This window comes from Adlercreutzia mucosicola DSM 19490 (assembly GCF_000422625.1).
GTDB lineage: Bacteria > Actinomycetota > Coriobacteriia > Coriobacteriales > Eggerthellaceae > Adlercreutzia > Adlercreutzia mucosicola.
The window spans coordinates 26207-52462 of sequence record NZ_AUGK01000018.1; the positions used below are offsets into that span (position 1 = coordinate 26207).

Annotated in this window: 18 protein-coding genes; 14 read left to right on the top strand and 4 right to left on the bottom strand. The window is 61.0% G+C overall.

Translation table 11 applies throughout. The annotated features are described in order from the left end of the window. Positions 1-228: 228 nt before the first annotated feature. The 8 genes from G503_RS0110325 (at position 229) to G503_RS14825 (ending at position 10323) form a co-directional block, all read left to right on the top strand. Complete coding sequence (locus G503_RS0110325; protein WP_028027512.1) at positions 229-909, top strand: hypothetical protein; 681 nt, start codon at positions 229-231, stop codon at positions 907-909. Then, positions 909-3767, top strand: coding sequence for a molybdopterin-containing oxidoreductase family protein (locus G503_RS14805; RefSeq protein WP_051191130.1), 2859 nt, complete (start codon positions 909-911; stop codon positions 3765-3767). Before G503_RS0110325 ends, G503_RS14805 begins: the two co-directional genes overlap by 1 nt. Beyond that, entirely contained in the window at positions 3760-4350 is a 591-nt protein-coding gene (locus G503_RS0110335; RefSeq protein WP_028027513.1) for a 4Fe-4S dicluster domain-containing protein, read from the top strand. The genes G503_RS14805 and G503_RS0110335 overlap by 8 nt, the downstream gene beginning before the upstream one ends. Continuing rightward, positions 4351-5211 carry a DmsC/YnfH family molybdoenzyme membrane anchor subunit gene (locus G503_RS0110340; RefSeq protein WP_028027514.1) on the top strand — a complete coding sequence of 287 codons (861 nt, stop codon included), beginning with the start codon at positions 4351-4353 and terminating at the stop codon, positions 5209-5211. A gap of 63 nt (positions 5212-5274) precedes the next feature. Then, positions 5275-6198: a molecular chaperone TorD family protein gene (locus G503_RS14810; RefSeq protein WP_051191131.1), complete on the top strand. Its 924-nt coding sequence runs from the start codon at positions 5275-5277 to the stop codon at positions 6196-6198. Between the two features lie 128 nt (positions 6199-6326). Then, positions 6327-7658, top strand: a complete 1332-nt coding sequence (locus G503_RS14815) for a uracil-xanthine permease family protein (RefSeq protein ID WP_084636534.1) — start codon at positions 6327-6329, stop codon at positions 7656-7658. Positions 7659-7754: 96 nt separating this feature from the next. After that, positions 7755-9095, top strand: coding sequence for a uracil-xanthine permease family protein (locus G503_RS14820; protein ID WP_051191132.1), 1341 nt, complete (start codon positions 7755-7757; stop codon positions 9093-9095). Between the two features lie 22 nt (positions 9096-9117). Beyond that, on the top strand, positions 9118-10323 hold the full coding sequence (locus G503_RS14825) for an MFS transporter (RefSeq protein ID WP_051191133.1): 1206 nt from the start codon (positions 9118-9120) through the stop codon (positions 10321-10323). 40 nt (positions 10324-10363) lie between these two features. Here G503_RS14825 and G503_RS0110365 read toward each other — a convergent pair whose 3' ends face one another. Next, positions 10364-11683: an ATP-binding protein gene (locus G503_RS0110365; RefSeq protein ID WP_028027515.1), complete on the bottom strand. Its 1320-nt coding sequence runs from the start codon at positions 11681-11683 to the stop codon at positions 10364-10366. A 370-nt stretch (positions 11684-12053) separates the two neighbouring features. On the opposite strand from G503_RS0110365, the gene G503_RS0110370 reads away from it, so the two are divergent. After that, positions 12054-12341, top strand: coding sequence for a YerC/YecD family TrpR-related protein (locus G503_RS0110370; protein WP_028027516.1), 288 nt, complete (start codon positions 12054-12056; stop codon positions 12339-12341). 521 nt (positions 12342-12862) lie between these two features. Here the strand turns inward: G503_RS0110370 and G503_RS0110375 are convergent. Both G503_RS0110375 and G503_RS0110380 read right to left on the bottom strand, forming a co-directional pair. Continuing rightward, positions 12863-14041 carry an IS110 family RNA-guided transposase gene (locus G503_RS0110375; RefSeq protein WP_051191134.1) on the bottom strand — a complete coding sequence of 393 codons (1179 nt, stop codon included), beginning with the start codon at positions 14039-14041 and terminating at the stop codon, positions 12863-12865. Positions 14042-14828: 787 nt separating this feature from the next. Beyond that, complete coding sequence (locus G503_RS0110380; RefSeq protein WP_028027518.1) at positions 14829-15800, bottom strand: helix-turn-helix transcriptional regulator; 972 nt, start codon at positions 15798-15800, stop codon at positions 14829-14831. A 262-nt stretch (positions 15801-16062) separates the two neighbouring features. Here G503_RS0110380 and G503_RS0110385 point away from each other — a divergent pair, with 262 nt between their 5' ends. The 4 genes from G503_RS0110385 (at position 16063) to G503_RS0110405 (ending at position 22189) form a co-directional block, all read left to right on the top strand. Next, a complete protein-coding gene (locus G503_RS0110385; protein WP_028027519.1) occupies positions 16063-17667 on the top strand; it encodes a C45 family autoproteolytic acyltransferase/hydolase in 1605 nt (534 codons plus the stop codon). Positions 17668-17894: 227 nt separating this feature from the next. Then, positions 17895-18848: a carbamate kinase gene (gene arcC, locus G503_RS0110390; protein ID WP_028027520.1), complete on the top strand. Its 954-nt coding sequence runs from the start codon at positions 17895-17897 to the stop codon at positions 18846-18848. A gap of 526 nt (positions 18849-19374) precedes the next feature. Then, on the top strand, positions 19375-20280 hold the full coding sequence (locus tag G503_RS0110400) for a helix-turn-helix transcriptional regulator (protein WP_169628168.1): 906 nt from the start codon (positions 19375-19377) through the stop codon (positions 20278-20280). A gap of 262 nt (positions 20281-20542) precedes the next feature. Continuing rightward, on the top strand, positions 20543-22189 hold the full coding sequence (locus G503_RS0110405; RefSeq protein ID WP_084636538.1) for a C45 family autoproteolytic acyltransferase/hydolase: 1647 nt from the start codon (positions 20543-20545) through the stop codon (positions 22187-22189). A gap of 452 nt (positions 22190-22641) precedes the next feature. Here G503_RS0110405 and G503_RS0110410 read toward each other — a convergent pair whose 3' ends face one another. Then, positions 22642-24447, bottom strand: a complete 1806-nt coding sequence (locus G503_RS0110410) for an amidohydrolase (RefSeq protein ID WP_028027524.1) — start codon at positions 24445-24447, stop codon at positions 22642-22644. Positions 24448-24746: 299 nt separating this feature from the next. Here G503_RS0110410 and G503_RS0110415 point away from each other — a divergent pair, with 299 nt between their 5' ends. Beyond that, positions 24747-26156 (top strand): UPF0236 family transposase-like protein, encoded by a 1410-nt coding sequence (locus G503_RS0110415; RefSeq protein ID WP_028027525.1) that lies wholly within the window; start codon positions 24747-24749, stop codon positions 26154-26156. The last annotated feature ends 100 nt before the right edge of the window (positions 26157-26256 follow it).

Genomic DNA, 26256 nt, shown 5'->3' on the forward strand with positions numbered 1-26256 from the left:
CCTTTCGCTGCGCTCGTCCCATTATAGAAAGCGCTATTTTGGGCCGCAACAATTTAGCTTTCGAATTACAAAGCCTTGAACTGGCATTTCTTAAAAATCAACGTTTTGATGGATGGGCCGTTGCACTCAAAATCAACCACTTCAACGATGGTTTCCCCCTTGGCCGCGCTGGTAGGCTCGGGCCATCAATTATGTGCGGGAAACTCAACGAGGAAGGAGAGACGCATCATGGCAGACTCGATTTGCCCGAGCACCGCCGTCCCTGGGGGCCAGCCCGACGGGGCCGCCGTGGCGCGCGTCGAGAAGGCGTTGCATCGCCGCGGCGCCTTCACGGAGATTATGGGCAAAGTCCTGGACTTCTGCCGCCAGCGCCGGCTTCTGGCAGAGGTGGAGGACGAAATCGCAAGTTACCCGGAATTCAAGTATGTCGATCAGAGCCAAGCCGCTATCGCCTTCATGCTCGTCGAGGCCGGCGGCCTTGCGCGCATCGATTTGGATCGGGATGGCAACCCCGTGGATCCGGCTCGTCTGGCATCTCTGGATGAGGACGCAGCAGACGAACTCGTGCAGTTCTGCGCTCTGGAGACGACACCGGCTGGGGTCCAGGTTGCCCAAGCCCATCGTCCTGAGGTGCGCTTGGAAGAGCTGTTCGCCCGCACGCCGGAGCGCAACGACGCCTACCGTGCCATTCTGCGCGCGGCCAGCGAGCCCAAAGCCTTTGCGGAAATAGAGGCGCTACTCGGCAAGCAGCTCTCCCTGCCCTCGCTTAACGGGAAGTCCGGGCTGCCTCTGTACCCTAGCGCGTTGGTGGCGCACCTGGAGAAGGCCGGCGGCTTGGTGTGGGACGAGGCCTGGAGTACCACCCCGGCCGGAGCGAGCTTCGCGACCTCAAACGAAAGGAGCAAGTAATGGCGGCACGGAAGTCGAGCTACGGAAAGCTCGCCCACATGGCGCAGAAGGTGCAGGGCATCGACTGGGCCTCGGACGCCTCTCTCGTGGAGACCGACGAGCAGTTTGCCCGCTCGGCCCCGCTGCGCGAGCGCCATCACAGCTGCTGCCATGGCTGCTACAACTGCTGTCCTTTGTGGGTGTACACCGAAGACGGCGTGGTAGTGAAGATCGAGGGCGACTACGACGGTACCCTGACCCAGGGCTGCCTGTGCACCAAGGCCCTCAACCAGCAGCATCTGGTGTACAGCCCGCGCCACGTACTGCATCCCATGAGGCGCGTAGGATCCCGCGGCGGCAACGACTGGGAAGTCGTGTCGTGGGATGAGGCCTACGATATCGTGGGCGAGCAGATGGCCTTGGCTACGAGGAAGTACGGCCCCTATTCCATCATGGTGGGCGCTGGCGGTGGCGGCACCTACGGTAACGTGTTCCAGCGCGTCACCCAAGATGCCATTGGTGCTCCGGTGTGCATTTCTGGCGGTGGCTGCCAGTGCTATCTGCCCGCCGACTGCGCGGGTCAGTGGATGCGCGGTGGCTCCAACAACCGCCACGAGGGCAACAACGCCCGCGAGATGTGGAACGCCTGGCAGCCGGCCATGGAGTGCGTGGTGCTGTGGGGCGCCCAGACCAGCGCCTCCGGCGCCGCCTACGCCGCCCGGGCCAACGCCGACATGCGGGAGCGCGGTATAAAGACCATCGTCATCGACCCCTACTACACTGAGGAGGCGGCCAAGGCCGACATCTGGCTGCCCATCCGCCCCATGGGCGACATCGCCATGCTTCTGGGCTGGTTCAACTACATCATCGCGAACAAGCTCTACGACGAGCAGTTCTGCAAGTACTGGACCAACTACCCCTTCCTGGTGGACCCGGACACGCGTCTGCCGCTGAAGGCGGAAGAGGTGTGGCCCGATTACGTGAACCCGTCGGCTGATCCCAACGACGTGTACGACACGCCGGCCTACGTGTGCTTCGATGCTCGCACCAACAGCGTGCAGCCCTTCCCCTACACCGCCCCGGAGGACTCTCCGGTCGATCCCGTGGTATTCTGCGAAGCCGAGGTGAACGGGCGTCTGTGCAAGAGCGCTGGCCAAATCCAGTGGGAGGCCTGCGAGGACTTCACCTTGGAGAAAACCGCTGAGCTCACCTGGGTCGATGCCGACACTATCGAGCGTGCGATCAAGCTGTACGCCACTACGCTCTCGGGTATCGGCACTGGCCAGTTCGCCGATATGAGCGAGCTGTCCTCGAACTTCATCTTCGGTACTATGGCTCTGGATATGCTGTGCGGCAAGGTGAACAAGCCGGGCGTGGTGCTCACCGAGCAGAAGCCCGAATCGCGCCACACCGCGCGCCCCACCCACTTCTGGTGCAACCGTCCCTATCAGGAGACCTTCGGCATCGGTTGGACGGTGGGCCTGACCGAGGGCGAGAACCTTCGCCGTTCCCAAGCAGCTGTGGAGCGCTGGAATGCGAAGGGTGTCGATGGCAAGGCCAAGCAGCAGGCTTTTGTGGACTACCAGCTGGCCCGCTTGGGATCGCTGGAGCACAAGGCCGTGCACCAGTGGCAGCTGAACGCCTTGGCACCGGTGCGCGAGGCGTTGCTGACCGGCGAGCCCTACAAGATCTCGGTGCGCTGGGAGCAGTCCGGCAACAAGTATTGCGTCATGAGCAACGGCGAGCAGTGGAACGAGGCTTACGCCAACATCGACTTCTGCGTGCACCAGCAGCCCCACATGACTTCCACTACCATTGAGGACGCCGACCTGTTCCTGCCCATGCAGGAGTGGTTGGAATTCGAGCACGCCACCGAGACGACCACCCAGTTCAACCAGACTTTCATGCGCAAGCAAATCGTGCATATGGGCGAAACGGAGGATCCGTTCATCTGCGTGACGCGTATCGTCGACAGCTTGTGCGAAAAGCTCGGCAGCGATGATGCGGTGCTCTGCCGCGACTTCCAATTCAACGGTACCTATCGCACCAAGGAGGACATCTATCCGGCTTGGGCCGAGATGTTCGGCGTGGAAAGCTGGCCCGAGGCTGTGAAGCACTCCGAGGATCACACGCTCACGGTGCCTATTGACGAACTGTACCAGTTCTATCAGCACTTGGATATCGTGGACGATGGGCTGCCTGCCGGATTCGCCACGCTGTCTCGCAAGTGCGAGCCCTATGTGACCATGGCGGTGCTGAACGGCCGCACCGGTTTTCCCTATCACTTCCCCTACACCCAGGTGGCCGCCGACGGCACGTGGCCGGAGTACGATGCCGTGTGCACCTACAAGGAGCAGAGCGAGAACATGCTCCAGGACGATCCGGATTTCCCCTTCTACCTCACGACGGGGCGCGTGGCCCACTACCACCACACGACGCTGCGCACCGCTCCCTACAGCCGCGAGCTCATTCCCGTTCCCGACATGCGCATCAACCCCCGCGATGCCGCGGCCCTCGGTGTGGCCCACGGCGATTGGGTGGAGCTGTCGAGCCGTCGCGGTGCCACGCGCGGCCGCGCCTACCTCACCGAGGGCGTGCGTCCCGGCGTGGTGATGATGGAGCGTTTCTACTTCCCCGAAAGCTACGACCATTCCACCAAGACCATGAGCGGCGGCTGGCGCCAGTGCAACGTGAACCTCATGGCCCGCGATGATGTGGTCAACGACAACTTCGCCTCCGCTTCCTGGCGCGGTTACCGCGTCAACGTGAGGAAAGCCGAGGCTCCCGAGGGCCTGTGGACCGAGCCGGAGCAGTTCCAGCCCCTCATGCCCAGCCGCACCTTCGAGTCCCGTACCGAGGAAGGGGCCTGCCATGCCTAGGAAGTGCCTTGTCATCAACATCGACCGATGCACCGGTTGCGACAGCTGCATTGTGAGCTGCAAATTCGAGAATCACCTGCCCTTGGGCACCTTCTACAACCGTGTCATGCAGGTAGGACCTACGGGCACCTACCCGAACATCGAACGTTACAACCTGCCCGTGCAGTGCCAGCAGTGCACCCATGCGCGCTGCGTGGAGGTGTGCCCCACGGGCGCTTCTTATCGCGACAGCGAATCGGGCATTGTGCTGGTGAACGAGGCGAAGTGCATCGGCTGCCAGTACTGCCTGTACGCCTGCCCCTACGGTGTGCGCAGCTTCAGCGAAGAGGACGGCGTGGCCCGCAAGTGCACGCTGTGCCAGCATCTGACCGCCGATGGCAAGGCCGATCCGGCCTGCGTGCACAATTGCCCCGGCGGCGCCCGGTTCTACGGCGATCTGGACGACCCGGATTCGGCTGTTTCCCGGGAACTGGCCAAGTACGACGACGCGTGCATTCACACGCTGGGCGCTCCCGAAGGCGAAGAGCCCCTGACCCGCTATATCCTCTCGCCTTCAATGGCTCATTGGAAGGAGCTGGTGTAAATGGCACCGAAAATTCAGTGGCCCCTCGTTCTGTTCTCAATGCTTGCGGGGTGCGGCGGATGCTGCTTCGCTTTCGCGGGCGTGGCCGGCGCTCTCGGCGAGTCGACGACGGTCACGCTCTGGGCGACGGGCGTCTCGTTGGTGCTCGTTGTGGTGGGCGCCGTCTGCTCCATGATGCATCTGGCCACGCCGCGTCACGCTTTTGCGGCCGTGACCCATCTGCTGTCCTTCTCGGGCATTTCCGTGGAGCTGATCATGCTCGGTGTGGTATCGGCGCTCATGGCGGCCTATGGCGCTGCGTGCCTGTGGTTCGACAACGAGCTGGTGCGCCTCGTGCTCGGCATGGCTGGCGCGCTGGCCGGCGTCGTGCTGGCTTTTGTAACGGGCCATGGCTACCTCATCTCATCAAAGCCCACCTGGAATACGAAGAAGCTGCCTTTGGCCTATACGGGCACGGCGCTTGTGGCCGGCGGGTTTCTCTACGCGGCGGTGTCGGTGGCGACAGGGGGCGTCTGGGCTATGGAGTTGCCCATGAAGCTGCTGCTGGCCGCCTGCGCTGTCTTCTCGGCAGTGACGGTGGCCGCGTACCTGGGGCATTTGGGGATGCAGACGGCGAAGAAGAACCCGACGCTGTTCTGGGTCGGCATCGTGGTCTGCGGCCTGGTGGTGCCTCTGGCCTGCGCGGCGATCCTGCTCGCTCCTCTGCCTTCGATGGCTTTCGTCGCGGTGGTGGCCGTCGGTTTCGTTGCCGCCATGGCGGGGGGTCTCAGCCTGCGCATGCTCATGTGGATCGTCGGTGCGGGATTCCTCTTCTTTTTCGAGGACGCCCAAGCAAATCGCAGCGCCATTCTCAACTGCTAGCTATTTTCGGCGGGCCTGTCCGCAAGGATCGTGCCCGCCCTGTCAAAGAAAGGTGGGGAAACCATGATGACCCCCGACGAGTTCTCCCTGGTGCAGGCGAACCGTGCGAAGTTGTACCGCCTTTTCGGCCGTCTTTTCAGGGCGCCGCTCTCCCAGGATGACATTGAGGCGCTTGCAGCGGCCCAAATCGGCTCCCTGAAGAGCGAGGACGCTGCGTTCGATCACGGCATGCACGTCATGGAGCGTTATCTGGAGAAGCGCCACACGGGCACGCGCGCCTTCTTGGGACGCGATTTCACGGCGGCGTTTCTGGGTATGCGCGATGAAGCCGGCCGTTACGCCCTGCCCTACGAGAGCGCCTTTGTGGACGCAACGCAGCATTACATGGGCACAGCGCGGGGCAAGGTGTACAACATCTACAAGAAGCAGGCGCTCAAGCTGGCGGAGGGCATCGATCTTCCCGAGGATCACCTGGCCTTTATGTGCGAGTTCATGGCGACGTTGGCCGATCGTGCCGTTGAGGCGCGCGCCGCGTCCGATATGACGGCCCTGCGTGAGAATCTCCTGCTTTCCCAGGCGTTCCTCAAGCACCATATCCTGAATTGGTACCCGGAGTTCTCCGCTCTGGCGGCGCGCTTGGTGGACGAGCGGTTCTACCGCGGGCTTCTGGAGGCGGCCGGTGCCTTCTTCACCCTGGATGCCAAGGTGCTTCGCGATCTGGTGAAAGATGAGAAGGCAAAGGACCGCTCGTTCGATCTTGCCCGCTGGGAACTGGCCAATGCCGTCCCTGCCGACAAAGAGGGCGTCTATCCGCAGCTTAATCGTCATCGTTGCCTGCGCGTGAAGGGCATGACCTGCGACCGGTGCACGGCTGTGTGCCCCGAAGCGGTAGATCCGGTGGCGAATAGGAAGCATGAGCCCCAGAACGCTTGCACCGCCTGCGGTGCCTGCGTGGCGGTGTGCCCCGAGAAGGCGCTGTCTCTTTAGGGGCTCGGCGTCTTTGCCGGGGCGTCCGTGAATCGACCCGCGCCGGCACCATCGTTGGCATTCGGGTCCGTCAAATGGTTGAAGCGCCGTGCAGGAAAGCACGGCGGGAAAGAAAAGGAGGTTTCGTTATGAGACAAGACGGAGGTTACGCCATTGGGGATAAGGTCCCCATGGGGAAGGCCATTGTGTACTCGTTGCAGCACCTGATGGCCTTCGTGGGCGGTGGCGCTATTGTGCCCGCCATGATCATGGGGCTCAATCCGGCGCTGGCGGTGTTCTGCACCGGCCTTGGCACCATCATCTATCTTATTTGCACGCGCAACAAGGTGCCGAGCTACTTCGGCGTGTCGTTCAGCTTCATCACGCCCATGGCCGTGGTGACGGCCGTCGATGGCATCTCGGGCGCGCTCTGCGGTATTGTGGCCGTCGGTGTGGCGCTCTGCGTGGTGGCGGGCATTGTGAAGCTTACCGGCACCGGCTGGATTGACAAGGTGCTGCCGCCGGTAGTGACCGGCTGCATCATCGTGGTCATCGGCGTGGGTCTGTCGGCCACGGCGGTCAACTCCGTGATGTTCGACGGCGGTGCGTCGGAGACCTTCGACACGATGGGCTGCATCGTTGGGTTCGTCACGTTCCTCGCGGCCGTGGCGGCATCTTCCTGGGGTCGCGGCTTCCTTAAGATGGTGCCCGTGCTCATCGGTATCGTGGTGGGTTATATCGTGGCCATTCCCCTGGGTATGGTGGACTTCACCGCTATCAACGAGGCGGCTTGGATCGGCCTTCCCGAAGTGACGCTGCCCACGTTTAGCGTGAATGCCCTGCTCGTTATCGCTCCCATTGCGTTGGTGCTCGTAGTCGAGCATATCGGCCACCTGATGACGGTGACCAATCTTTCCGGCGAGGACTGCAACAAGTACCTCTCCTCTTCGCTGCTCGGCAACGGCCTTGGCACGGTGGCTTCCGGCTTCCTGGGCGGCCCGGCTTTGACCTCCATCGCCGAGAACATCGGCGTTATGGGTCTGTCGAAGTGCTATTCCACCCGTATCTTCTGGTGGACGGCCGCTTTCGCCATGATCATCGGCGGTTTTTGCCCGAAGCTGGCCATGCTGTTCTACTCCATTCCCAACTGCGTGCTGGGCGGCGTGTCGTTCCTGCTGTTCGGACTCATCTCCGGCAACGGTCTGTCGCTGCTCGTGGATGCCAAAGTGGATTTCAATGAGAATCGCAATCTCATGATCGCTGCCGCCTCGCTCATCGTGGGCATCGGCATGATGACCACCGGCGTGTCCATCCCCCTGGGTTCCTTCAATGTTCCCGGCCTGCTGCTGGCTGCGGTGCTGGCTGTGATCCTGAACCTCGTCTTGCCCAAAGAATCTCAGGGCGAGAAGCCGGTGACGGCGACGACGGCGGCCGAGGGCGCCGGTAAGGTCCAGGTCTACGACGAGTTGGTCGAGCCCTAAGGCGCTGTGGTTTCCCATCCGTTCAAGCAAGGGGTCGCGGTGCCGAGAGAGTTGTGCGCTCGCTCGGCACCGCGCCGTTGACAAGGGGTGTCCATCATGGGCAAGAGAGTGGTAGATGTCGAGGAAAGGCTTCCCTGGTACCAGGCGCTGCCTCTGGGCCTACAGCATTTCCTCTCAATGTTCGGAGCAACGGTGCTCGTGCCCATGCTCATGGGATTTTCGCCGTCGGTATCTGTGATGTGCTCGGGTATCGGAACGGCGTTGTACCTCGTGGCAACGAAGGGGAAAATTCCGAGCTACCTGGGACCTTCCTTCAGTTTCGTGGGGCCAGTGGTTATTGCGAGCGCTACGGCGGGAGTGGCCGGGGTCGGCTCGGCCATTGTGGGGGCCGGCCTGGTGTTCGTCGTGTGCGCTCTGGTGGTGCGTAAGGCGGGAACGCGCTGGATCGATCGGCTCATTCCCACGGTGGTCATGGCTGAGATCATCTTCGTTATTGGCTGTGGGCTGGCTACCACGGCGGTTTCGGAGGCGCTCACCGTGCCCGAGGGCGAGACGCTGTGGCAGACGCTCGTTGTGGCGGGGGTGGCCTTCTTCGTGGTCGTGCTGTGCGCGTGCTTCGGGAAGCGGGTGCTGAATACCATCCCCGTGTTGGTCGGGGCCGCGGTGGCCTATGGCCTTTCATGTGCTTTCGACATGGTGGACTTCACCCCTGTGGCTGAGGCGGCTTGGATCGGCCTGCCCGAGTTCACGTTGCCCGTCGTCGATGTGACGGCCATTGTGCTGGTGAGCCCTATCGCGATTATCGTGGTGATCGAGCATATCGGGCATCTGTTTGTCATCGGCGAGATGACCCACAGGAATTACAATCCCATTCTGTGGCGCTCGCTTTTGGGGGACGGCCTGGCCACCACCGTCGCCGGCCTTCTGGGGGCACCTCCGGCGACGACCTTCGCTGAGAACATCGGCGTGCTCAACGTGACGCGCGTCTATGCGACCCAAGTATTCTGGTACGCTGCCGTCACGGCATTCATCGTTGGCGGATTCTGTCCCAAGCTGGGGGCGCTGGTGGGCACTATTCCCGATCCGGTTATCGGCGGGGTGTCCATCGTGATATTCGGGCTGATTGCCTGCAATGCCCTGAAGATGCTTGTGGAGCACGCCGTCGACATGACCGATTCCCGGAACCTCATCATTTTCGGCGGTCCGGCTATCGCGGCTATCGGCATGCAGTCGATGGGCGTGAGCATTCCCGTCGGTGAGTACTCCGTGCCGGGGCTGGCCGTGGCGGCGCTGCTGGGCATTGTGCTGAACCTCGTGCTACCCGGCCGTTCCCCCGATGCGGGGACCGAGGAGGCTCCCCCTGTGCCGCGAGAAGGCTATGATGATCTGGCCCGCGATTTCGAGCGGGCCGAGAACGGATCGAGCGAGAAGGGGTAGGCGTGAGGCGGTTGGTTCTTTCATGAGCGCGCGGAATGCCGCGGGTCGTCTCATAGGATTTTTTGCGGGCGGTTTTATCGCCGGCTTCAACGAGAACCTGGTGAACATGGCGCTTGTTGCCATCATGGGCGAGTTTTCCGTGGATGCCATGACGGCGCAGTGGCTTGTGACGGGGTTCATGGTAGTCACGGTGTTCGTTGTGGCGGCCATGGCGGCCCTGTATCGACGGCTCGGCCCGCGGACGTTACTGTTCGTCGCTCTGGCGTGCAACGCACTCGGGTCGATGGGCGGTCTGGTGGCCCCTACCTTTGCGGTGCTGTTTGCGTCGCGGCTCGTGCAGGCTGTGGGCACGGGCATTTTCATCCCCCTTATGATGAACGCCATATTGGAAACGGTGGCATCGGAGAAATTGGGCACCTATCTCGCCGTGGGCAACGGCATGATCGCCTTGGGCCCCGCCGTGGCGCCTGTGGCCACCGGTGCCCTTGTCAGCGCCTTTGGCTGGCATAGCGTGTTCGTGGTTCCCCTGGTGGCTTCGGCGCTTATAGGTCTGTGGGGCCTTGTCGCCGTCAGGCCCTCGAGACGCGGCGACGTCCAAGGGAGCTTCGTCTCTCTTCGCGGGGTGCTGCTCAACCGCGGTTTTGTCGCCGCGGCCCTGCTCGTGGTGCTCACCATGAGCATCTACTTTTCCCTTAACGTCATGGGCCCGCTGTATCTGGAAGAATGCGCCCACCTCGGCCCGGCCCTCTCGGGGCTGTGCCTGGGCCCGCTCGTGGTGGCCTATGCTGTCGCGTCGCTTGCCGGCGGTCGCTGGCTCGACCGCCGAGGTCCCGCCCCCTTGCTTTCTCGAGGTTTGGCCGTGGCGGCTGCTGGATCGGTGCTGATGGCCGTAGCCGCCTGGATGGCAAGCGAGATCACACTGCTGGCGGGGATGTTGGTGGTGTTTGTCGGCTGCGGCACGGTGTGTGCCAATTTCCAGACTACAGGGCTGCGGTGCCTGGCGCTGAACCAGCACTCCCTGGGCGTCACCATAATGACGATGGCCGTCCAAATTGCTGCCTCTATCGGACCGTTTGCCTCTGTGGGCACAATGTCGGGCATCCAGGGTGTGGCAGGGGAAGCCCAAAGCGCCCTCGGCTATGAGGGTGCGTGGCTGCTCGCGGCTCTCGTCTGCACGGTGGGCTCGCTTCTCGCTCGTTGGGCCTGTCGTAATCTGTGGCGGCGATGAGCCTCCTGCGCTGCGGCGGCCATGTCGTCTGCTGCACCGGTTAGCCCTTCTGGGCTCTCGCGAACCAATCGGGGAGCAGGCCTGCGGCGTAGAGGGGGAGGTTCACCACCCAATCTTGCTCCTTGAAGGGGGAAAGAGACAGGCGCAGACCCCGGTTGAGGTGGTTGCGTTCCACGAACAGCCGCAAGCTCTTCGCTTTCAGGTTCGTGGCCGCCTTTGCCTCCACGGGCACGACCGAGCGGCCGTAGTCGTAGACGAAGTCGACCTCGCCCGAGGAGTTCTCGGCTGACCAGTAATAGGGGACCACCTTTCCCGAGGCGACAAGTTCCTGACACACGTAGTTTTCCGTGAGAGCGCCCTTGAACTCGGAAAACAGCTCGTGCCCTTCGACGAGTACCGAGGCGTCGAGTCGACTTGCTGCACCGAGGAGGCCCACGTCGAAAAGGTAGATCTTGAAAGCATCCCGGTCCTCGTAGGAGGCCAGGGGCAATCCCGGCTTCGCTATACGGTTGACCCGTAGGAGCAGGCCGGCATCGACGAGCCACTGTATGGCCTCCTCGTAACCGCGCGCTCGGGCTCCTGTTCGGACGGCGGAGTAGATGAACTTCTTGTTCTCGCGGGCGAGTTGTCCCGGCGCCGAGTTCCACACAAGGCGGATCTTCTCGGCGAGAGAGGCGTCGGCGTATTTGGAAAAGTCGTGCTCGTAGTCGAACAGGAGGCGGTCCTGCTGCTTGCGCGCATCGCTGAAGCTGCCGGTATCCAGAAACACCTGAACCACCTCGGGCATGCCACCGACGAAGTAGTAGTTGCGCAACTGCTCGATGTAGCGCTCGGAGAGAGAGTCGACCAAGTCGAAGTCGGCATGCTCCAGCGCTTGCAGCATAGGTTTGTTGCCTGTGGCCAGCAGATACTCGTTGAAAGTCATGGGGTAGACGAAGAGATGGTCGACTTTCCCCACGGGGAAGGAAACGCCTCGGTGGAGGGCAACGCCCAGAAGCGACCCGGCAGCGACGAGCGCCGTTTCCGGACTGCGCTCGGCGAAGGCCTTCAGGGCGGTAAGAGCGCGGGGGCACTCCTGGATTTCGTCGAGAACGACAAGCGTTTCCGGGTCTTTGGCGTTGACGCCCGTGTACAAGCTCATGGCGTCGAGCAGTCGAGAGGGAGCCAGTTCGCCATCGAATTGCCGCCCCATGGCCTCGTCTTCGAGGAAGTTCACATAGGCTATGTCGTTGAAGTTGGCGCGGCCAAATTCTTTGATGAGCCAGGTTTTTCCCACCTGCCGCGCGCCCTGCACGAGCAGCGGACGACGACGCGGAGAGTTTTTCCAGGCGATGAGGTCCTTCATGGCGAATCGTTCCATGGCAAGGTCTCCTTTCCACTGCTCGAAGATTATCACGGCCATAGGCATTTTACTGGCCGAAATGAGATATTCCACCTGAAAATTGGCACAAATGCCAATTTTTCCGACGTAAAAGTGGTACAAATGCCAATTTTTCCGACGTAAAAGTGGCCTAGGAATGTTTGTTGTGGGGTGGGCGGGCTGGAGGCCGCCCCTACGGGAGGGGCGCCCTTCTAACGGAGCGGCGGTGGTGTGGTGCCGTGCTGCGTCCGCTTTCTCTGGAGTTCCCTTGTCCCGTGCTCTACCGCTTTAGCGTATTGGAGTACAATGAACCACACTGATACAAGGCCGGTGACGAGCTTTCGGGCTTGCGAGGTACGGGAGGAAACCGATGGCTGATATTCGCACCGCCGATGTGGACGATCTGCTGAAGGTGCTGGCGACGATGGACGATCCGGATGCCATTTTCTCGCTGCTGGAAGATTTGTTCACCGTGCGCGAGATTCGCGAGACGTCGCAGCGGTTGGTGGTGGCGCGGCTTCTGGCGGCGGGGAAGTCCTATGCGGCCATCGAGGCCGAGACCGGCGCGTCGGCAACCACTATTGCGCGCGTGTCCAAGTGCCTCAGTTACGGCGCGGGCGGTTACGGAAAGGCATTGGCGATTCTGGACGAGGCCTAGGGCGGCCGCGGCGGGGCCCGTCTGGGGGCAGTCCGTCGGGTGACGGTCTGTTGGGTGGCGCTCTCGTGATGCGGCGCGGTTGCAGCGAGGCGGAGGGGGGGCTTCACGGCCCGTCCCCTGATATAAAAGCAAAGAAGCGGCCTGGGATGGGGCCGCTTCTTTGTGGGGTCGAGAACGGATTGGGGAGATCTCGTTCTCGCGGAAGCCAGGTGAATGAGGGGATCCCGGCTTCCAAAAGAGAGAAGAAGGAAAGGAAAGGGGAAAAGGAGGATTTCAATTCTTTTCCGTTTCGCTGAGTGCAGTATAGGCCGTGATTCTTGACCCTATGGCTCACCCATGCGGTTAGTTACCGTCGTGTAAATAACCGTCCACTTTCCCGTGATAATTCGTGGTTGGCGAGGCGCGGGAAGGCGCGAGGGGGGTGTCTCTATAGTTTTGTCAACCCCTTGGCTGGCTCGGCACAGTGGGGATTTGGCCGCACTTGGCCAGGCCCCCTCCAGGGCCGGGTCCCGGGGCGGCGCCTAGGCGGCCGGCTCCTCGTACGGCCTCGGGTCCCTCATGATGGCCCAGATGACCTTGAGCCTCTTGCGGGCCACCGCCTTGAGGGCGGCGTTGTGCCGCATGTTCCTCGACCGGCACTCGTCGTAGTACCTGCCGAACCTGTTCCCGGTGCCCACGAGCGAGTTGCAGGAGAATATGAGCAGGTTCTTCAGGGCCTTGTTGCCGCCCCGCTGCGGCCTGGAGGAGCGCACGCTCGTGCCGGACTGGCTGTCGGCGGGGGCGACGCCGCAGTAGCTCGCCAGCCTGTCGTGGCTGGGGAACAGGGAGATGTCGACGCCGGCCACCAGGGCGGCGGCCGTCTTGGGGCCGATCCCCGGCACCGTGAGCAGGCAGCGGTACGTCTCGTCGGACTCCAGCTCGGCGGCCATCAGGGCCTCCACCTCCGCTATCTCCGCGTCCAGCGACAGGATGCCGCGGGCCAGCATGCGGGCGAGCTCGCCCTGCGCCGCCGCGGGCCCTCCGGCCGCCGACGCCGAGAGGGCGTCCCAGAGCCGCGAGCTGGCCGCCCGGGTGGCCCCGCCCGCCCTCTCGGCCACGGCCCTGAACCGCCTGACTCCCGCCTCGGCGCACCTGGCGGGGCCGCCGATGCCGGCGAGCACCGCCATGTGCCAGGCGCACGAGGGGTCGACGGCGGCCTCCAGCGCGGGGTCGGCCTCCAGGAGCACCGCCCGCAGCCTGTTCTTGGCCTGGGTCCTCGACCTCACGCAGAAGTCCAGCTGGGAGGCCAGCAGCCGCACCGACGCCGCACGCGGTGCCTCCTCGGCCAGGGGCCGCAGCACGTGGGGCATGCCGAGCGCCGCCCTCGCTATGACCTCGGCGTCTATGCGGTCGGTCTTGGCGACGCCCCGCTCGGCGTCGCGCAGGGCCTTCTCGGCCGACCCGGGCAGGTAGGCGACGGGGTTGCCGGCCGCCCGGGCCCGCGCCACGACGAGCGCGCCGATGTTGCGCTTCTGGTCCACCGCCACCAGCGCGCCGGGGGCGGCCCTGGCCATCACCGCGTCGATGTCGGCGGCCCGGTTGGCCACCCTCTCGCTCAGGACGACACGGCCGGCGCCGTCGAGCCCGCACGCCCAGTGCGAGGCCTTGCCGACGTCGAAGCCCAGGAACTCGGCCCGCGCCGTTGTGCGCTTCTCTTCCATGGTGTATCCTCTCCGCAGGTCGGCTGGCCGGTCCCGCCGCGGTGCGCGACACCCACATTACCCGGCCGTGGCGGCTCCCGCCCGGCAGATCTCTATCAGTCGTCCCCCGCGGCCGCAGCCGCGCCGGCGGCAACACCCCCCGGGCCTTCGGCGAGGCAGGGGCGAAGGGCCGTCCGGCGCGGCCGGCCAGCGGCCCCGTCCGGGGCCGCCCCCAATGCTAGACCCCGAGGCGGGAAAGATAAAGGGAGCCGCCCTTGCGGGGCGGCTCTAACTGTAATGGGCGGCACGGCGGGGGCGCGAGACTGTTCGACCCGATTCCATCAGCTTGTGAAGAAAATGTAAACCTCGGTAAACTACCTTGTGCTGCTGAATAAGTTACCATATTATAACTTTTGTCAGAAGGAACGGACGAGCCATAGGCGCCAAGCCTGGCAGCAAGTCTGAACCTGCGACACCTCCTCTCTTCTTGTTTTACTGAGCGGCGAAGCTTCTCCTCGTCTCGCTGTCGCCGCAACGCGAAGCCTGCGGGTCCCCCTCCCGCGGGCCTTCGTGTGTTTTGGGGTCGGAGCTATTGCGCCTCGAGGCATGGGTGGGCGGGGTATCTTGCGGTGTTGATGGGAGCCCCTATTTCCCCGCGTAACAGGGGTGTTTCAACGAAAACGGTTCCGGGGCGCGTTATTTACAAGGGGTCACTTCATCAGCCCGCCCCTGCCGTCGGGCCGCCGTCGGGCCGCCCGTCCGTCGGCGGCCCACCTCCCTCTCTCTGATGGAGCGAAGCTTTCGGCGTCTAAACGAATTTCCAGAAAGTCTGTTGCAGTTCGGAGCGATTCGCGCAATGGGTCTTCTTGTAGATATGGCTGAGGTGCGTTTTCACGGTACCCTCCGAGATATAGAGGTCGCTGGCGATGACCTTGATCTTCTTGCCTTCCATAACGTGCACGAGCACGTTTCTCTCGGAAAGTGTCAGGGAGAATCGTTCGACGAAGCGGGCGAGCTGCACCTCAGACACGACGCCGTCGGTGGCCAGCGGCGATTCGAAGCGCAGCGCCAGGGTTTTCCACCCTTGCCGCATGGCGTGAATGCAGAGCACGATGACCGCGAGGTTCTCGAAGAAGTTCCGCTCGAAAAACGCGCTCCATGGAGACAGGGAGCCGCTTGCGATAAGCGGAGTGTTGAGAAACACGAACGTGTCGAAAAGGGCGGTGACTACCATGCAGCCGATGCAGAAGGCGGAGAGGTGGGCGAAATCGCGAAGGGCGCGTCGGCCGAGCTCGTTTCCGATGCGCCGGTACGCTACAAGTCCCGCGGCCAACAACGCAATAACGGCGGCTTCCCGCAGTATGAGAAAGAGCCACTGGTAAAGCGTCTGATCGCGCCCGACGATGAAGGAGAGGGCGGCTGCCACCAGCAGAACGCCAATGGGAATGGACAGATAGCGTTGGAGAGATCCGTTCACATGCTCTTGCGCAACGATTGCAACCGATGCGAGCAAGGAAAACGAGAGGGCGAACTGAATTATGAGGAGCATGGCTCCCACGGCGCCTTCGGCATCGTAGCTGATTCCCGGCACGCCTGCATAACCCCACGAGAAGGCTACCGCTGTTTCCAGGAGATAGCTTGAGCACAATACGGCGATGGCCGCCTGCACGCGGTTTCGGGTAACGAAGAACACGCACAGGCAGATGCTGGCGGAGAAGGCGCAGAGCAGGAGAAGGCCTATGGTGTAAATGAACACGCCCAGGGAAATCAGCTCGGCCATGATGGATCCCCTCTCTGTCCCGTAGTCAATATATTTTGTCTAAACTCGAGAGATTAGGGCAAGTAAGAACAAGGTTTACTTTCCTATTGCACCCTGTTCTTTCTTTTCCGACAACCCGGTCGATGGTTTGCTGCAAAGCAGGGCTTGGCCGTTCCTGCGGGATCGGCCAAGCTGGGACAATCGGAGGAGAAAGGAACGTGGGATGAATTCTGCATGGCTTGAAAGAGTGAGCCGCCGTACATTTTTGGCGGGAGGGGTCGGAATGGCCCTGGGCATTGCCGGCACGGGTCTTGGTCTGGGTCTTGCTGGTTGCGCCGATCAGGGTAATCAGGGAGCTGGTGCGTCGAGCGCCGCGACGCCGGCATCGGCGCAAGAGCCCCAGGATGGTTTCGCGACCGATGTCGTGCCGCCGGCGGTGCGTCCCGTTGTCATCGTTTCGGGCACTCCCTACGAAATGGGAGTTCAATACGGAAAGGCCTGCGCCGATTACATTCAGCGCAATGCCACGGCCATAGAGGCTTCCGCCCTTCCCATTTGGGGGTCGAAGGAGGCCATCGTCGAACGACTCGACGAATTCGAGAAGATCATGAGCGAGAAGACCCCCGATGCGGTGGAGATGTGGAAGGGCATCGCCGAGGGCTCTGGAGTCGATTACGACGGCGTGCGTCTGATCAACTTGAATCTTCCTATCTTGATTATGCCGCCGGAGGAAGGCGATGTTGCCGGCACCCAGACGTGCAGCCATTTCTCCGCCTGGGGCGATGCTACAGCCGACGGGAAGATGATCGCGGGCAACAACCTCGATCAAGGTTGGAATGTGGGCGCGTGCACCTGTGTTGTGGTGGGCTACCCAAAGGACGGAAACAGCTTCATCGTCTGCCCGCCGTGGGCAGGCCAGGCTGGCGGCGGCTTTGCCTTGAACGATAAGGGCCTCGGTCTGACGGGCAGTGGCGGCATGGGGTCGCGGCCCGAGGACAGCACGTTTTCCGTTGACAGCATGGCGGCGAAGTTCGACATCATCATGCATTACGACAACGCTGCCGATGCGAAGGACCGCTTCCTGGAGCACATGCCGGCTTCGGCCGAGAACGCCCAGTTCCTCGATCCCCAGCAGGCGTACATCGTCGAGTATACGCCGGCGGTGCAGGCGGTGCGGCAGGCGGGCGATCACGGCGAGAAGGACTACCTCATCGCAACCAATTACTTTATCGACGAGAAGGCGGCCGAGGCCAACTACAAAGACGAGTGGATGGGCGGCCTGTGGGATTCCATTCCTCGCTACCAGAGCTACGAGCAGCTTATCAAGGAGAACTACGGAAAGATCGACGAGCCCTATGCGGAGGAGATGCTGGGCTGCACGAAGTATTGGGACGGCACGCAGTGGATTACCGATACGCTTCAGGAGGAGCCGTTCGAGGATCCCAAGGATCTATGGAGTCCCGAGGGGCGCAGTGTTCAGTACAAGACGCTTTTCAGCAACATCATGATTCCCGATGAGAGAAAGGTGTTCCTGATGCAGGGGCAGAGTGACGACTTGCTCTCTGCCATTCCTGAAGCTCCCGGTGTATTTTGCACTATTACCCTCGAAGATTCACCAGCCGCTGTGGCTGAGACCGCCTATGCCGAGGCCGAGTATCGCATCTGGCTTGCCGGGAAGGCTTTGCGGGAGCAGCAGGAAGAGCCCTCCGAGGAGGAGCGGGAGAAGCTCGACCAGGCGCGCCGCGCGATTTGGCTGGGATTCAACGACCTCAATGTGGCTGGTTCCTCTGATGACAGTACCGAGGCGCTCTCCTCTTATGGACAGGCCGTCACGCATTTCTGCGAAGCGCAAACCTTTGCCGCGCAGTTGCTGAAGGGCCGCGAGTAGGTTTGATGCCCTGCGATCTGCCCCGGTACTGAATGTGCAGGTCGCAGGGAGGGATTATCGTGGTTTAGGGACGTAGCGGAGAAAAATAATCTCGGTTTGATCTTTTCTATCCTATGCCGACGCGCCATGCTGAGATCAGCTGTCCGCCGATGTGCCCCTCGTGATTGGTGGACGGCTTCCCGTTCGGCGCTTTGCCAGAAACAGATCCCGTTAGGAAAGGAATCCCCATGCCATACGAAAAGGGCGACGGCAAGACCGTCGTCATCGCCCTGGGCGGCAACGCCCTCGGCAACACGCCCCAGGAGCAGCTGGAGCTCGTGCAGAACACCGCCAAGCACATCGTCGACATGATCGAGGAGGGCACCAACGTCGTCGTGTCCCACGGCAACGGCCCCCAGGTCGGCATGATCAACAACGCGTTCGCCTACGCCGCGGCCAACGACGACAAGACCCCGGACATGCCCTTCCCCGAGGCCGGCGCCATGAGCCAGGGCTACATCGGCTACCAGCTGTCCCAGGCCATCTTAAACGACGTCAAGTCCCGCGGGATCCCCCGCTCCACGGCCTGCATCGTGACCCAGACCGTGGTGGACGAGAACGATCCGGCGTTCCAGAACCCCACCAAGCCCGTGGGCGCGTTCATGGACGAGGAGACCGCCAGGGCCAAGGCCGAGGCCATGGGCATCACCGTGAAGGAGGACGCCGGCCGCGGCTGGCGCCAGGTGGTGGCCAGCCCCATCCCCAGGCGCATCGTCGAGTTCGACGCCGTCAAGGACCTCGTGGACGGCGGCTACATCGTCGTGTCCACCGGCGGCGGCGGGGTGCCGGTGTTCGAGACCCCCGAGGGCTACGTGGGCACCCCGGCCGTCATCGACAAGGACCGCTCCAGCGCGCTCATGGCCTCCGAGCTGGGCGCCGACATGCTGGTGATCCTCACCGCCGTGGAGAAGGTGTGCGTCAACTTCAACACCCCCGAGCAGGAGGAGATCTCCGAGATGACCGTGAGCCAGGCCCGCGAGTACATCGGGCAGGGCCAGTTCGCCCCCGGCTCCATGCTGCCGAAGGTGGAGGCCTGCATCGAGTACGTGGAGAAGTTCCCCGAGGGCCGCGCCCTCATCACCTCGCTGGAGTGCGCGGCCGCCGGCCTGCGCGGCGAGACCGGCACCGTCATCGTCGCCTAGGCGCGCGGGGCTCGGTCCCGCGTGGTCGGGCCTGGCGGAGCGATCCCGTAGGGGAGGGCTTCAGCCCTCCCTGTCTCGCTCTCCCGGGCCCTCCCACGCCGCCAATCCTGGGCGAGCGTACGATCTATGCGCTCGACCTTCTCGTTTTGCCGGAGGTGAAAGGTTTCGTATAGATGCGGCGACTCCTCGATTCCAGCTTTACGTAGGATGCAGTTTTCACGGGAGGCCCCCTTCTCGCTATGAGTCTCGACAACTCGCAGCTTGACGGGGGTCTCCTTGTTTGCCACCACCCGAATGTAAACACGTCTTGGTACTAAACATCTAGCAGCTACTCATTTACCGAATGCAGGTATGACCTCGATACAGTTTCCGGTTCACCGCTTTTCCTTTGCGACTTCGGATACACTGTCTTTGGAAGCGAATCCGCACTGGGACGTTATTGCTGGTATCTGCATTGCAAAATAAAGGATGGAGCCTGATGCTCGTACTATCTACCATTATGAGTTTGTTAATAAGGTCTGGCTGTGTGATCTCTGCGACCCTGTATTTAATTCTCTTTATCGGAGATCGGAAGAAGGAATACCTGTATATCGCTCTATTTATGCTAAGCCAGTACTTAATTGAGCTGATGGTTCGAGGGTACGAGACTGGTTCGCCAATTTACTATTACCTCCATAGTTATTTTTCAGCGCCCGTGGTGACCAAGTCGCTTCTCTATTGTGCGTCCGTCTTTCTCGTATGTTGTTTATTCAGGAGGGCTCTTGATAAATCAAGAGCATGGATATTAGTACTGGTGGAAGTGCTCTTGTTCATTTGGCTCGTCATGTTTCCCTTGCTGGAGGTGCGTACGGGGTTCTTGTATATTTGTTACCTGCTGCCATTCCAACTTCTGGTTGTCGTACTAGCTTTTATCGGCAGCAAATCCTTCGGCAGGGTAACGCAGAAGAGCATGTTTTTGAAGTTAGATGTATTCTTAAGAGTGGTTGGAATTCTTGGGATAGTGATTGTCTTTGAAGATGTCGTTACGGGACTATACTATGGGCTCGGTAATGACGTTGCGGGTCTGGTGGCCAGTGGAGCAATTCGAAGCCGTAATATTGGCGAGAATATTTTTCAAATAATCGTTGCCGTATATCTCATCGCTGTTGCGGGGCATTTCTTTGTTGGCAAGATCGCAGCGAAGCCGATTCATGATGAAGGTTCGACGGAGAGGCTTCCGGAAGAAGTCGTAGATACCTATGCAACATCTGTTGGCCTCAGTCTCCGAGAGCGAGAGATTTTGGGATTCTTGCTTGAAGAAAAGAGCACACAGGAGATATCTGAATTGCTGTTTATCTCGGTCGGTACGGTCAAGTCGCATACGCATAACATCTATCAAAAGGCCGGCGTTGGCAACAGGATGCAGTTGCTGCAGAAAATCAAATATTTATAGCGCCGATTAAGCTGGATCGGTCGATATGAATCCAGCTCCCTTTTGCTCACGCCTGCTCTGGGCAGAATGAACCAGAGTTCATAGAGCACTAAACCAGGGTATAGGTTAAAAATGAGCATTTTTATAGGGGTTAGTTCATGTGAAAATAGTTTGAAGAACTACATAATCTAGCCATTAGGTTGCTGACGATAGGGAGCTTTTGCTCGAGCTCTCAAGCTGTCGGCAATGCAAAGCTTTCGGTGAGAAAGGAAGGGGTTAGATTATGAAAAGAAAGGTTGTCAGCGTATTGTGCTGCGCCAGCTTATGCTTAAGCATGGTGGCATGCGCAGGATGTTCGACACAGAATGCGCCGAATGCAACATCAGGCGATACATCGGCAGATGTAGCGTCAACTCCTGAAAATCAAGGGTTTGATGGAGTGTTTGACGCAACTGTCAACGCAGGGAATGCGCAGGAAGTTGTATATGTAAATGGCTCCTGGTTTGATATGGGGAGGCAGTATGGATTACAGCAAAAGGAGCAACTGGAGAATAACTGGGCGTCTGTAATGGCTCTAATTTATACGGAGGCAGACGATGCTGCGTATAACGAAGCCATGGGTAAGATTTTGAAGCACTACGAAGAGGATGAGCCAGCTGTATTTGATTTCTTGTCAGGGATAGCTGACGGGGCAGGAATCTCAAAGGAAGATGCAGTGGTTGCAGTTATGGGCTCATCTGTTCTTAACTATGATCTCATGATGCATTACGATCCTGAGCGTTCAAAAACATGTATGAATGTATCTGCATGGGGGAATATGACCCAGGATGGTCATCATCTTGGAGGCGCCAATCTCGATGCAATCAGCGCGACGCCTGCTGCAATGTTCTCGGGGATGATTTCTTATCCGGATGACGGCTATGCAGTTATTGCGTCAGGCGGATTGCAGGGAAATGCATTCATGAATTCTGAAGGCCTTATTATTACCTATGCCGGGGGACCCCATGCATCCCCGAGCGAAGGTGCCGAGGTGATCGACAGGGAGGGCACGTTCCTGGATACGCTGTTTGCTTATTGGTACACAGCTACAAAGTGTGCTTCAGCAGACGAAGCGGTCAAAATGCTTACAGAGACTGAGTGGATCCATACAGGCAACATCAACGTTTCCGATAACAACGGAAACGCATATCTCATCGAGCAAAAAGATAATGCATTTGTAGTACGCAAGGCCGGCGACTACGATGAGACGGACTATCTTATTGCAGCGAATCATTTCAAGGATGAGTTATGGATGAATGATTCATACGAGGCATATCCTGACAGCGTACCGCGAGCTAATACTCTGGAAAGGGTTATGCTAGACGAAAGCGGCGATGTCACCCCACTTACACTCGCGAACGGACTCGGAAGCATTCGCTACTATGACGAGGGCAAATGGAGTGAGGAAAACTGGGATTTCGGTGGTTTCTATCAGTTCCACTCTCCGGAAGGCGATGATCTAGAGTTCAAGACAATTTTCAGGACAATTTTTGACGGGACTGATCATGAAATGTATGTTCTGAGGGGCCATGACGAGAAATTCCGTTCAGACGTTCCCTATGGTACAGCTAACTACTGCAAGCTTATTCTTGGAGAGGACATGCAGGCTACTAATAAGCAGGCGGAAACCGATGCGCGTATTGCGGTAAGAAATGCAGGAGCTGAATTGTATAAGAACGAGTCGGTAGATGATGGCTCGTTGGAATACTACAATATGGCTGCTGAGGCAGTGCACACAGGATGCAATTACACAACCATGGCCGATTGCGCCGGAGCGCAGGGCGATAAGGAGCAGGCTGCGATCTTGTATGGTCTTGCGACTTCGCAATTTGCCAATGCCCAGCGATATGCCCAGGCATCTTATACGACTGAAAATGTAATCTTTAACTAGGCTTGCGGAACGCTGGCGGTACATCCCAAGCGCAGGCGGGGAGTCCGCTTCCTGGCAGGGGAGGGCTTTAAGCCCTCCCCTCTTGTTCCCTACGATGGGCGCCCTCCTTCTGCAGGGCGGTTAAATGAACTGAAGTCTCGTCGTTGGAAGATGCTATTACTAAAATCAATTTTACTAAAGTAGACTTTAGTAAAATGTGCTTAAGCAAATTGGAAAGCGAGATGTTCTTCGGGCTTCTCATCCATTCTGGAATAGGGAGGGTGAGTCCAGGAGGCCGAAACGCCTTTTCGGGATACTGCGTGTTTGCGTGTTGCCGCAGTGCCGGCAAGGGCTGTGCGGGCGCATAGATTGGTCCCCGCGGCTCTGCGGGACTAATGACCGCAGAGCCGCGGGGACCTGTGTTCTGAAGGTTTGTGAGCCGTTCTGTATGGCTGGCACCTTCTGGCGTGGTTCTATCCCTCGTAGACGATGCGGCCGTCGGAGATGGTGTAGACCACGCGCGTGTCGGAGATGGCCTTGGCATCGACTTCGAGAATGTTGGTGTCCAGCACGACAAGATCGGCGAACTTGCCCACTTCAACGGTGCCGATAATATCGTCCATGAAGTTCTGGTAGGCGTTGTTCTTGGTGCAGGCCTCGAGCACCTGGTAGGCTGTGAGCCCCTGTTCGGGCCAGCGGGTCATATCGGTGTCCTCTTCCCCGGGATAGGGCGAGTTGCGGGTAACGCCGGCCTCGATCGCATCGAGCGGAACAAATGGGATGACGGGGGCGTCTGAGGAGCCGCTGATGCAGATGCCTGCCTCGGCCAAGTGCTTTACCGGATACATCGCCATGGCGCGCTCATCGCCGACATAGGCGCGCTCCAGGTCCATGAGAGCATCGTGGTACATAAACAGGAATTGGAGATTCGCCACTACATCCAAATCGGCCATGCGCTGGATATCCTCATCGGTAATGGCGCATACGTGGGTGATCGTGTGCCGCGCGTCGCGCTCCCCATTGGTCGCCCGAGCCTCCTCGTAGGCATCAAGGGTGCCGTGAACGGCGCCGTCGCCCATGGCGTGCACGTGCACCTGGATACCCTCTGCATCGAAGTCACGCACGAGGCGGTTAAAGTCTTCCTGGGGCCAAACGGGGGTGCCGCACCAGTCTTTGCCGAGTCCCGTCGATTCCAGATAGGGTTCCAGCATGACGGCGGTGCCGCTTTCGGTCACTCCGTCGTAGAAAATCTTCACGGTATTCGAAGAAATCATGTCTGTGGCGGAGTCGTTGTAGGACTTGATGACGGAAAGCACTTCGTCAAAGGTGCAATCTTCTCGCATAGTGGGGACGACGCGCATGCGCAGGGTCAAATTGCCCTCGTCCTCCACCTTGTGATACATGTCGATAATATCAAAACCGCCTTGGGTGATATTTGTAATGCCGGTTATGCCATAGGAGTTTGCTTCCTCCATGAATTTGTACAGGGCCTGTTCCAGCTTGTCGTTGGTCATGGTGTTGGGCATGATGGCGAATACAATTCCCTTGGCGGCATCGCTGACGCACCCCGAAGGCTCGCCGTTCTCATTGCGATAGAACAGGCCGCCTTCTGGGTCGGGGGTGTCGGCGGTTACGCCAGCCATTTCGAGGGCCTTGGAATTGACCCAAGCGGCGTGGTAGGAGACGTCGTGGATGAGAATGGGCTTATCGGGGCAGATGGCATCTAGATCCTCTTTCTTGGGCCCGGGATTCGAGCCGTCGGGAAGCTGGTAGGCATTGAGCATGAAGGTCGCTCCGATGTAGCCTTCTTCGTCGGGATGGGCTTCCACGAAGGAGCGGGTTGCCTCGAGGTATTCCTCATTGGTGGTAAGTCCCGTTAGATCGATTTGGAAGAGGCTGTTGAACCAGTTGCCAGGGGCGTGGATGTGGCCGTCCATGAAGCCGGGGGAGACGAACTTGCCATCGAGGTCGATGACTTGAGTATTGTCCCCCACGAAAGCGTCGATGCCTGAATCATCGCCTACATAGACGATCTTGTTGCCCGCGATAGCCACGGCTGAGGCAACATCGCCTTCCGACACCATGGTTTGCACGTGACCGTTGTAGAGCACGATATCGGCAATGTTTTGCTCGGGGGAAGCGGGTGCGCCAGTTGATCCAAGCGGCTCCCCGGATGCGCATCCACAAAGTCCGCCCGAGAACGCGGCGGCCGCAAGGGCGCTCGATCCAATGACAAAATGACGACGGCTGAGAAGTTGTTCGACATGGGGTGCGCTCATAAAACCCTCCTTAATTCGTTCGCAGCGCTGTCTTCTTTTGGCGCTGCAGTGATTTAACTCTAAGAACCAGGGGGTCCTTTGTTAAGAAAAACAGAGAGGGTTTTTAGATTAATCGGAGGATGAATTTTTATCCCCCGCCCTTGAGCTGCGAAAACATGGGAGGTTAAGTTGGGTGCCGGGCAAGTCGGTGTGAGTTAACTTTGTCCGGATTCCGGGTCGCTCCCCTGTGCCACAGGAAGAGGGCCCCTCCTGTATCCTCTCGGGTTGTCTAGGCCGGAGACGGAGAGGAAGGACCCTCCATGCGCGATCATACCATGGCCCAGGCCGCTGCGGCGGCCCTGGCCGACTGCTTCCTGCCCGACCTGGAGGCCACCGAGGACCTCGACTCGTTCGAGGCGTCCCTCGCTGCGGGCTCCAGGGCCCTTGCCGCCTCGGCGCTGTCGGCGTGCATCGAGCGCTTCGACCGCTCCCTGCGCTCCCAGGCGCCTCCCGGGTGGAGGGCGCACGAGGTGGCGCCCCGCACGCTGGTGACGCTCGTCGGGGAGGTCTCCTACCGGCGCACCGTCTACTTGGACGAGCATGGCTGCAGGCGCGCCTGGGCCGACGAGCTGCTGGGCGTGCGCCCGAGGGCGAGGCTGTCGGCGGGGGCGTTCCTGTGGCTGGCGAGGAGGTCTGCCGAGGTGTCGTTCCGCAAGGCGGCCGCCGACTTCGAGGCGATGAGCGGCGCCCGGGTCTCCCACGTCACGGCCATGCGCTGCGCGCGCGAGGAGGGCGCGCTGCTGCTGGCGGCGGCTCCCGAGGGCCCTGGGCTTTCCTGCGAGGGCGTCCGGGTGGAGGTGGACGGGCTGTGGGTGGCGCTGCAGCGGGCCGCCCACCGCGAGGAGGCGCTGCCGCGCTTCCTCTACGAGCAGTCCCGCGAGCGCTCCTCGATGGAGCTCAAGGTGGCCTCGGCCTACGCGGCCAAGCTGGATGCGGGGCGCGGGCGCAGGAGGCGCGCGGCGCTCGCGGTCGTGGCCTCGGCAGAGCCGCCCGAGGAGTTCTTCGAGAGGGTGCGGGCGCAGATGGCGGCCTCCTTCGAGCTGGACGACGTGCGCCGGGTCCACTACGGCGCCGACGGGGGCGCCTGGTGCGGCCCCGAGCGGCTGCGGGGGATGCTTCCCGCCCACGTGCGCGTCCTCTTCAAGCTGGACCCCTTCCACGTCATGCAGGCGGTCTGCCGGGCGTTCCCGGAGGGGCCGACGCGGGAGTGGGCCCGCCACCTGGCGCTTCGGGGCAAGGGCGCCGCCCTCGCCCGCATGGCCGAGCGGCTGGCCGCCAAGGCGACGGGGCCGAGGCGCGAGCGCGTCCGCCAGCTCGCCTCCTACGCGCGCCGCAACGCGGCCGCCATAGGGGCCCGCGCCGCCTCCATGGGCACCGCCGAGTCGACCAACGCCCTCATAGCCGCCCGCATGAAGGGGCGCGGGATGTCCTGGTCGAGGGAGGGCGCCGAGGCCATGTGCGCCCTGAGGTGCGCGGCGTGCACGGGCCGGGCGCTCGTGGCCCCCGCCAAGGGGGCGTGGCTCACCGAGCGGGAGAAGGCCGCCCGCCAGCCCGTCGGCACGAGCGCGGCGAAGGCGCCTTGGTCCAGCGGAAGCGGATGGGAGGTCCCCCACAGCTCGCGGCGGCACGCCAAGCAGCGCAGCGCCGAGGCCCTCTCGAAGGTGTGGTAGGATGCTCCCGTCGACGAATGCCCCGGCCGGCGCCCTCCAAGGGCAGGCTCCGGGGCCCTCTGGGAGCACCGCTCCGGATTCATGTAACTCACACGGCAAG

Bases quoted from the DNA above. Each gene is read 5' to 3' on its own strand.
- G503_RS14820 (WP_051191132.1), top strand. From the start codon at position 7,755: ATGGGCAAGAGAGTGGTAGATGTCGAGGAAAGGCTTCCCTGGTACCAG.
- G503_RS0110405 (WP_084636538.1), top strand. From the start codon at position 20,543: ATGAAAAGAAAGGTTGTCAGCGTATTGTGCTGCGCCAGCTTATGCTTA.
- G503_RS0110385 (WP_028027519.1), top strand. From the start codon at position 16,063: ATGGCCCTGGGCATTGCCGGCACGGGTCTTGGTCTGGGTCTTGCTGGT.
- G503_RS0110370 (WP_028027516.1), top strand. From the start codon at position 12,054: ATGGCTGATATTCGCACCGCCGATGTGGACGATCTGCTGAAGGTGCTG.
- G503_RS14810 (WP_051191131.1), top strand. From the start codon at position 5,275: ATGATGACCCCCGACGAGTTCTCCCTGGTGCAGGCGAACCGTGCGAAG.
- G503_RS0110335 (WP_028027513.1), top strand. From the start codon at position 3,760: ATGCCTAGGAAGTGCCTTGTCATCAACATCGACCGATGCACCGGTTGC.
- G503_RS0110380 (WP_028027518.1), bottom strand. From the start codon at position 15,800: ATGGCCGAGCTGATTTCCCTGGGCGTGTTCATTTACACCATAGGCCTT.
- G503_RS0110340 (WP_028027514.1), top strand. From the start codon at position 4,351: ATGGCACCGAAAATTCAGTGGCCCCTCGTTCTGTTCTCAATGCTTGCG.
- G503_RS0110375 (WP_051191134.1), bottom strand. From the start codon at position 14,041: ATGGAAGAGAAGCGCACAACGGCGCGGGCCGAGTTCCTGGGCTTCGAC.
- G503_RS14815 (WP_084636534.1), top strand. From the start codon at position 6,327: ATGAGACAAGACGGAGGTTACGCCATTGGGGATAAGGTCCCCATGGGG.
- G503_RS0110365 (WP_028027515.1), bottom strand. From the start codon at position 11,683: ATGGAACGATTCGCCATGAAGGACCTCATCGCCTGGAAAAACTCTCCG.
- G503_RS0110415 (WP_028027525.1), top strand. From the start codon at position 24,747: ATGCGCGATCATACCATGGCCCAGGCCGCTGCGGCGGCCCTGGCCGAC.
- G503_RS0110325 (WP_028027512.1), top strand. From the start codon at position 229: ATGGCAGACTCGATTTGCCCGAGCACCGCCGTCCCTGGGGGCCAGCCC.
- G503_RS0110410 (WP_028027524.1), bottom strand. From the start codon at position 24,447: ATGAGCGCACCCCATGTCGAACAACTTCTCAGCCGTCGTCATTTTGTC.
- G503_RS14825 (WP_051191133.1), top strand. From the start codon at position 9,118: ATGAGCGCGCGGAATGCCGCGGGTCGTCTCATAGGATTTTTTGCGGGC.
- arcC (WP_028027520.1), top strand. From the start codon at position 17,895: ATGCCATACGAAAAGGGCGACGGCAAGACCGTCGTCATCGCCCTGGGC.
- G503_RS14805 (WP_051191130.1), top strand. From the start codon at position 909: ATGGCGGCACGGAAGTCGAGCTACGGAAAGCTCGCCCACATGGCGCAG.